Here is a 7,996-nt window from a genome sequence, read left to right as displayed (position 1 = left end):
CGCGCTGCGCAACGCCGCGGCCGTGCTGCAGGAGCATGCCACCCCCGTGCTCGGCTCGATCCTTATTGATTGAGCATCGTGGGCATGATGGAGATTCGTTGAATCGGCCACATCGATACCTCGCCGCGGTGCAGCCGCCCCGGCCGCGCGGTCTTCGGACGCTTGCCGCACTCCCTGCACCGAACGTTGCCGGCACCTGCGGGGTGCAACCGCACGAAGAATTTTCCTGTAGATTGCTCAGCCTGCCTCTCGAGGACACCAGATCGTCGTACGGGCGGCAATACACTGCTATCAAGCAGTATTAATGAAATATTATCCTTTTAAGTTGGCTGCGCCGAGATGGTCGGCGTTTTCTATCAGCCGAGAAGGGGACCGAAAATGCGTTATTGGATCGTCGACAAGCCAATTAAGTGATCAGGGCGCCCGGTTCGAAAGAGCCGGGCGTTTTACCGAAGCAGCAGCGACTGGTCCGCGGGCAGGTAGAGCGCTTGGGGCGGTTCGGCGACTGCATAACTTAGGCCGCCGGTTGCAAACTAGTGCAGCTGTGCTACCCGAAGACTTTCTGCCACTCACCCGCGCACGACGTTACGATGTCGTAGGCACTGGCTTGGTTTCGCTACACCCTCGCCCCCTAGAATGAATTTTAACTAGTCGCGACCAGTATTTCTGCCATCATTCCCGCATGATGATTCTGTACGGCGTACTTGCGGTCGTTTGGGGCCTCCCAATCGCCATTATCCTGGCAACTTCCGTCGGCTATGGTGTCTCTTCACGCTTTGCCCGGTTTATGCGGATACACCTTGGGCTCTGATGCCACCGACCAGCGGCGGTCGCATTCATCGCTGCGGCGACGCCCGTTCAATCATCAGGAAAAGCCTGGGGCTGGACCTTCGCCTGCCTGGGCGGCCATCGCGATGATGTGTTTGATAACCGGCTCCGGAATGGCGTTAGCCACGTCGAGCCCGAATTGATCGCGATAAGACCAGGCTACCCAACCAGCGTACGTAGCCAGCCCCGGTATATCGATTGAGAGAAACCGTCCGACAGTGACCCCGTATTCTGAGCGAATTTTGAATCCCAGAGTAGACACGTTCTGAATGATTGCCGAATGCTTATCTCCAAGAGCCGTTATGAGTGCGGCCGGATGGCTCATGCACGTTCGGTTTGAGCACCGCCGATCAAGCGGATTGTCGCCAGCATTGGCCATCGGGCGGCGATAGGTGTTCATGGGGCTATCGTCCGTCAGGGTTGCTAAGGACTGGTTATGTCTGGATTTAACCTCGTCCCATAGCGCATTGCAAAGGCCCACCGCCCCTCGCAAGTTCTCGTTATGACACACTTGCCACGGCAGCATTCTATGAACGATCATACCGCAGGTCGAGTTAATGCATCCGCCCGTCTTGATCGTGTCGACAGCGGCAGAGCAACACGCGCCCAATCGCCGATGTCAGCTTCGGCGTACGCGATTTGCAGCAAGGTACCGACCAACGGCTCTGCTGCAAATAGCCTACGTGCCTTGACGCTCGTCATCGCCTTAAGTCAAACTTCTCGAGTGCTCGTCATAGCCCGAGCTTACGCCGCCTAATCTCGATCGTCAGCGCGTCCGCTATCGGATCGCCGTCATTCCTATCGGTTTGCTCGTATGCCTCTAGCCAACTACGATCATCGCGGAACTTGATGACATTGGGATGCACTGCCGGTGAAGCCATATCCTAGGACTATGCGCGGTTGCCCACTCCAGGCAAGGTATGACGCCCCGCGAGCCAAGACACCTTCTGAGTAGCGTCCAGCGCAGCAGTGCAGCGCCCAGTCATCGTGTCGAAATATTTTGCAAGTTTGAAGCAGCGTCTCCATAACAGGGCCTCAGAATGGCGCTTCGAGGCCCGCGTCGCGGCTTGAATTACTCATAGAATATGGTGTCGTTCTGAGGCACATTTACTGCGTTCATAGACCGTTAGTACGTGCTAGGTACAACGAGACGCGAAATTAAGACGTCGAAGTTAGGGGCGCGTGGTCTTGCACGCATTCTGTTAGGACAGTTTTTTGCAGACCTTTGGTGCCGCACTTTCGCCGATGCTTGAGAAGTTTGCTTTAAACTTAGCCTTAGCAGACGATGATCGTGCGGCCATAGTTGCGCTCCCGTTTTCGTTATATTCCTATAATCCCGGTAAACATATAATAAAGAACGACGCAACTTGTACGGAATTCCAGGTTCTTGTCTCGGGTTTCGCTATTGCATATAAAGTTACGAGTGACGGATTCCGCCAGATTGTCGGCTTTAGACTACCGGGCGATATAATCAACATTCAGCATATGCAATTCGCGTATAATGATTGCAGCGTGCAGGCGACAGCGCACTGTATGGTAGCCGCAGTAGACGAGACGTTAATCCGAAGGTTGACCTGCGAGCGCCCGATCATTTCGAATGCGATAATGGCAAGTGCTCTGATCGAGGCCTCAATTTCTCGCGAGTGGATTGTGAATATCGGACGCCGTAATGCCCGAGCGCGGATAGCGCATCTGTTCTGCGAGCTTGCGAGTAGGCTCGATCCATACCGGCTAGCAGAAGGTCAGCCATTTAGGTTGCCTTTGACGCAGCAACAGATTGGCGATGCTGTCGGATTGACAGCGGTTCACGTCAACAGAACGATCAAGGGCCTGATAAAGGATGGCCTTCTCGAGCAAGACCGCCACCTCATTTCGTCTCCTGCCTGGGACCTGCTCAAAAGCGTAGCAGGCTTTAACCGCCGCTACCTCCAACTCGATCAGAAGGCCGCTACACTCGGACATTCCCAATGACGGATCGAGCGACCGGCGCTGAACGGAAAATACCCGCTGACATGCGCGCGCGCATAGCTCGACGGAAAGCAGCTAGATTTGATAGTTTTCCATTAAGGGCTCGCCGCAGCGCGGAAACAACGCTGTTAGAAATCGTAATGCGAAAGTCTGCACGCTTAAGCCCTATGTCTGCTCTCGCATGGATCACGCCGATTTGGGCGGGTCTTTTTGTCCTCGATGCTGTGACGGGCCCGCTCTACTCGTTGAACTCAGCTTACCTTGTTCCACTATGTCTAACGACTTGGTGCTTCGGACGGATCGCCGGCCTCATAGCCGGCACCTCGGCAATTGTCACAACGCTACATTTAAATGGCTTCGCCGATCAACTGTCAGATAGGGCAACCTCTATTACTGCCGCAGCGGCTGCTTGGAATGCCTCGATGCTTGTCCTCGGAGTGATCTTTATAATCCTCCTCGTGAGTGCCTTCCGTCGAGCGTTCGACCACGAGAGCAGGAACGCGTTGATGGACCCACTCACGGGGCTGGGCAACCGAAGGTCCTTTCAACGTGAGGGCAAGCGACAGGAGTCTTCGGCTGCTCGAGATCGCAGGATCCTTTTGTGTGGCGTGATAGACTTGGATGGATTTAAGGCGGTAAACGACCAGTATGGACATGCCGCAGGCGATGAGGTGCTGCGTATCGTCGCCCATGCACTCAGCGCGTCCGTTCGGCCTTACGATATCACTGCACGCCTTGGAGGTGATGAATTTGCGTTTTGCTTAACAGTTCGAGACGAGGCCGCGGGTAACCGAAAGTCTAGCAGCATCCATCAGGCGTTGATAGCTGCGCTGGAAACCTCACAGTGGCGTGCAACGTGTAGCTTGGGCGCTGCCACAGGAAGCGACTTTGAGCAGGCCATTCAAACTGCTGATAAGATCATGTACGAAGCAAAGTCGATCAAGAAGTCTACGGTGTCGTAGTGACAATCAACACGAACATGATGAACTAGTAATAAGCGCCCTCGTTAAAGCGAAATAGAAAGCGATGCTTTACACAAGGCTGCTTTTGAGGCGTAACACCTGTTGTGGTTGACTCGTTCTAGTATCTCGCAACGCACACCTTTGCACCATATACAACCAGTGCAACAGCTGAATCGCAAGCATCAAACGATCAGTTCATACAGTGAACTTTTCAAGTGTGATCACAATCAGTCAGGCTTAAGTCGCAGCCCAGCTTCCTTCATCGCCACCTGCCCTAGGGCCACAGCGCTCGCGTCTATAAGCGAGTCCGCGAGTTTGATGGCCGCTGCGGGGGAAAGGGTCAGCGTGATTCCTGCTCCTTCAAGCCGAACGCAGCTTTTCCAGGGCGTCGCGGTAAAGCACTCAGTATCCAGTACGACGACCATCCATCTCCTATCGTCAGGCCGCAGGTGCCTGAATGGTCTAACGTATCATGTTATAGATTGATTATGGGATTTATCTTAAGGGCAGAGCGACCGCGTCCGGATTTCCGCGGCACCCGGTGCACAGACCTGATGGTCCAAGATCTGCGAGCCACGCTCAGTGAGACCGCTAACGGTCGTGTAGGCACATTAGCGGTCCGTCTAGCCCTGCGCTGTCTCTGGCATCACTGCCGCGAGCGCGGGCCCCTCGTGATGTTTGGGAGGGCGCGCAGCAGGATAACGAAATCGGTCGGACGCAGAGTGTGACGGCCTGATTCAACGGCATTTTGCGGCAGCTGCGTCGATCGGGCGCATATACCGAAGTCAGCAACGCGCGGGCAACATCGGCAGCAGAATTTTGCAGTTAATAGACTTTAACCGCATGAAGTTGCAATTATTAAACAGTTCTAATGCATGAATTCCCTTGTCGAAAGACAAGCACGTTAATCTTAGGGGGTTCAAATGCGCTACTGGCCAATCGGTAAGCCCGTCCGGGGGTAAGTTTTACATCAGCTTGGAAATAGTCATTGTCATTATTGGCGTATCCTTCATCTTTCGATGCAATGCGTTACTAAGACAAAAGTTGACCTCATACCGGCTGAGTTTTAAAAATGCCCGGCTTTTCGAGCCGGGCATTTTTTGCGTTCACGACCGCGGCATATCCTTTACCAGCATCTCATCAGTGTAAGCCTGAGAAGCAAGGGCAAGGGTTTCTCACTGCTCTTTTGCATAGCGTCGTGCGCAGTTTCAAGCAGCCCGCCCACTAAACAGCGAAGCAAAGGCGTTCGTTACGCCACACTATTGCAACACCCCTTCGTTGATCGCATCGACAGCCGCAGCAACGCGCGCCCAATCAGAGTGGTGAGGATCATCGCCCAATATGTCGAGCAGCGTGGCGACAACAGGCGCGGACTCCAGCGCGCCATGCGTCCGGACGACGTCCCACGCTTTCAACCATACCTCCCGGTCGCTCATCATTCGGCGAACCTATGCGCGGGCAACCGATCCGGGCAAACCATCGTCATGGACGAACTGACCACCTCCATTGTCGGCATCAGGATTAAGCTGTCGAACAACCGTCAGCCTCACCCAGATGCAGGGGCTAACCTCTCGCGATCCGTATCAACCGCCTCCGTTCCCTGTCGTCGGCGCGAAGAAAGGCGAGCGCGGGGACACCTGGGGGCACGGTTGGATCAGTCACGACGGCAATGGCGGCGCCTTTCCGGCCGCATCGGCAGAGCAGGCGTTCGGTCAGATCGTTAATCTCAATGTATCCTCGGACCTTGGAGCGCTCAGCCCCCGGCGTGGTGAATTCCGCAGGGGCTTTCCAGACTTCCCGGCCGCAGCCGCACCTAATGCGCAACAATGCATCTTGCCTCGCGCACTCTGAAAGGTCCGAAGGCTCTTATACGCCACAGCCGGGTGACCAGGGATCGCGCGCGCCCAGCTCCCGCTCGTCGACGTTGAGCACGATCGCTAGGTGGCGGCGCTCGTCCTCCGGCAGCCTTCGCGGCGTACCTCGCAAAACGAATTGGTTTAGGTAAGCGGCGTTACGCCCGATTATCGTCGAAAGGCTAGCTAAACTCCTGCCCTGCGCTCTGGCGAGTTCGGGGAGCCGCGCTCGCGGCGTCTGCATAGTCATTGATACGTACCCTCAATTCGATTCAAGGTACGTGCGAACTACAATGTTCTTTATTTGTTCTCAACCGGTTTGCTGCTTGCGCCGGTATTCGTGCGAGCCGCAAACCAAACGGCACTCAAATAAGCGACACGCTAGGAATGCGCCGGCGTAAACAAAACGCGACGTCGCCGCATTCCATAACCGACAACCCCGAACCCAGCGACCATAAACAGCCATGTTGCCGGCTCGGGTACCGGGCTAGTGGCGCCCTCAACGCTTAGAAGAGCGTCGCCAGAAACCACCCCACCCAGCGGGGTATAATCACCGTAAAAGAAGCTGGCTGTTCTTCCATTCAGCTCGTTAGCAGTAGGATAATTTCCGAAAAATGAGCTCAAATTGAGACTTATGGAAGTACTACCTCCTTGGCTTGCACCACCAGCAAGAAATTCGACCCCGCCATCGGCCGATCGTCCAGTCAAACGAGGGAGAAATCGACTGGAAAAGTCAACGCCGCCGATAATAACGTTGAACGTCTGCAAATCTAAGAGCGAAAAATCCCCATCGTTTTCGATGGGTTTATCGGTATCATACGAAAAGCTTCCGGAAAACGCCTGCCCTATCCTGAAGAAGTCTGACGATGGAATTGATGGATCGTCATACGTGTTGTTTTGAGCAGATGTAAGCTTCCCCGAAAAGCTTGCGACGATGACTGTTGCTTCGCTGGGTACCGATACGCCCGCCGCGACCATCGCGCATAGAGCGGACAAGCTAAGTTTCATCAACTTCATGCCGATTCTCCTCACCCTTTTGCCGAAAGGTAACCGAGGCTGTTTACTTGCACAAGACAATTAATGCGCCGTTCATCGTATTGCCAGCGCCCCAATTTGCAGCTTTCAATAAGCAAAGGTGCTAGCGGTCAAAATTGTCTAGGCGGGTGGCAGTATCTCCGGGGTCAAATTGAGCTGGTATACGTTCATGCGGAGATGGCGCTGCATCAGTCCTCGGGTGAGTGTCGACGTTGACCTCCTTATGCCGTCCACAGCGACAGATCAGATCTATGGTCTGGACCATAACGCTGCTGGCGCCGATCGATGGATGTTGAACAGAAAAAGGGCCCGAAATGCGTTATTCGATCTTCGACAAGCCGTACAAGCGATGAAGGCGCTCGGTTCGAGAAAATTAGGCATTCATACTAATAACAAGACATAGGCCACGGTGAGCATAGTTGCTCATGATCATGACAATCTAGCCACAGGCACAGCGATCTTATTCGCTTGCTGGGCGGCATGCCTGTGACTAGAGAATTGCAATAATATATTAACGCTGTGCTAAACAATAGGGATTGTCACTATTAACGCAGGTATCTGACGGTACCGGCCGAACGCATTAGTTGTTCGGTTGACGCGATTTTCGAAGATGGTGAGCGAGCTTTTACCAATCGGCCGTGTTAACCATTGTATTGCGTCAACCTCTTCACAGTAACCGCAAAGATCATCGCTGGCTAAAAGCGTTTTCTAATGGAGAGGCGCAGCTGTCCCGAAACCGCACAAAGGCTGGGTGGCGGCTATTTTGAAGCAACATGCCCGTTTGCATATCAATATGGCCCCCGATACCTGTTCTCTCGACACCCGGTAAAGGAGATCATCATGAAGCGTGTACTTTTTTCGACAATGGCATTCGTATCCGCATTCGCGATGGCCCCAGCAGCTCACGCAGTGAATTTTGTTCCGGGTAACCCCGGGTTCACCGTAAGCGGTGATATCACGGACGGTACTGTTTCGGCAGATTTCGGTCGTTCGGGCATCGCGAAGGGCTCGTTCACAGATACCTTCAACTTCATCATCGACCAGACCGGTCTGGCTAGCGGCACGCTGAGCACCAACACCACGCGCCTGAAGAGCTCGACCGATCTCGACATTCTGTCGGTGTTCATCAATGGCTTTGCGGCCACAAAGACCATCGTCGGCAACGCCGAGTTCTTCGAGATCAACAACGTCGCGATCTCATCGGGTGAGACGAACAAGATCGTCGTGAACGGCATGTCGCGTGGCAACGGCTCCTATGCCGGGACCGCAACCTTTGAGCCGACGGCAGCAGTTCCCGAGGCCGGTACTTGGGCAATCATGCTGTTCGGTATCGGCGGTATCGGCTCATCA

At 54.4% G+C, this 7,996-nt stretch carries 6 protein-coding genes; 3 read left to right on the top strand and 3 right to left on the bottom strand.

Going from position 1 to position 7,996, the window contains the following annotated elements; all coding sequences use genetic code 11:
- Positions 1-865 precede the first annotated feature (865 nt).
- Complete coding sequence (locus tag ASE89_RS20335; protein ID WP_156363394.1) at positions 866-1,228, bottom strand: hypothetical protein; 363 nt, start codon at positions 1,226-1,228, stop codon at positions 866-868.
- Positions 1,229-2,043: 815 nt separating this feature from the next.
- Between ASE89_RS20335 and ASE89_RS19725 the strand changes: the two genes are divergently transcribed.
- Together ASE89_RS19725 and ASE89_RS20775 are read left to right on the top strand one after the other, a co-directional pair.
- Positions 2,044-2,799, top strand: coding sequence for a Crp/Fnr family transcriptional regulator (locus ASE89_RS19725; protein ID WP_156363393.1), 756 nt, complete (start codon positions 2,044-2,046; stop codon positions 2,797-2,799).
- A gap of 503 nt (positions 2,800-3,302) precedes the next feature.
- Positions 3,303-3,758: a GGDEF domain-containing protein gene (locus tag ASE89_RS20775; RefSeq protein WP_168427615.1), complete on the top strand. Its 456-nt coding sequence runs from the start codon at positions 3,303-3,305 to the stop codon at positions 3,756-3,758.
- Positions 3,759-5,017: 1,259 nt separating this feature from the next.
- On the opposite strand, the gene ASE89_RS09375 is transcribed toward ASE89_RS20775, so the two are convergent.
- The gene (locus tag ASE89_RS09375; protein WP_056676628.1) at positions 5,018-5,197 is read right to left on the bottom strand and encodes a hypothetical protein; all 180 of its coding nucleotides are present in this window, start codon (positions 5,195-5,197) and stop codon (positions 5,018-5,020) included.
- A 795-nt stretch (positions 5,198-5,992) separates the two neighbouring features.
- Positions 5,993-6,628, bottom strand: a complete 636-nt coding sequence (locus ASE89_RS19715) for a PEPxxWA-CTERM sorting domain-containing protein (RefSeq protein ID WP_082451371.1) — start codon at positions 6,626-6,628, stop codon at positions 5,993-5,995.
- An 858-nt stretch (positions 6,629-7,486) separates the two neighbouring features.
- On the opposite strand from ASE89_RS19715, the gene ASE89_RS09370 reads away from it, so the two are divergent.
- Positions 7,487-7,996 (top strand): FxDxF family PEP-CTERM protein (locus ASE89_RS09370; RefSeq protein ID WP_168427614.1); only part of this gene is annotated, 510 nt, incomplete at its 3' end.

It is taken from the genome of Sphingomonas sp. Leaf30 (assembly GCF_001422525.1).
GTDB classification, from domain to species: Bacteria; Pseudomonadota; Alphaproteobacteria; order Sphingomonadales; family Sphingomonadaceae; genus Sphingomonas; species Sphingomonas aerolata.
This window is presented reverse-complemented; position numbering and strand designations above follow the sequence as displayed.

What these genes read in the sequence shown, in the direction of transcription:
- ASE89_RS20335 (WP_156363394.1), bottom strand. Translation starts at nt 1,228, where the DNA reads ATGAACACCTATCGCCGCCCGATGGCCAATGCTGGCGACAATCCGCTT.
- ASE89_RS20775 (WP_168427615.1), top strand. Translation starts at nt 3,303, where the DNA reads ATGGACCCACTCACGGGGCTGGGCAACCGAAGGTCCTTTCAACGTGAG.
- ASE89_RS09375 (WP_056676628.1), bottom strand. Translation starts at nt 5,197, where the DNA reads ATGATGAGCGACCGGGAGGTATGGTTGAAAGCGTGGGACGTCGTCCGG.
- ASE89_RS19715 (WP_082451371.1), bottom strand. Translation starts at nt 6,628, where the DNA reads ATGAAGTTGATGAAACTTAGCTTGTCCGCTCTATGCGCGATGGTCGCG.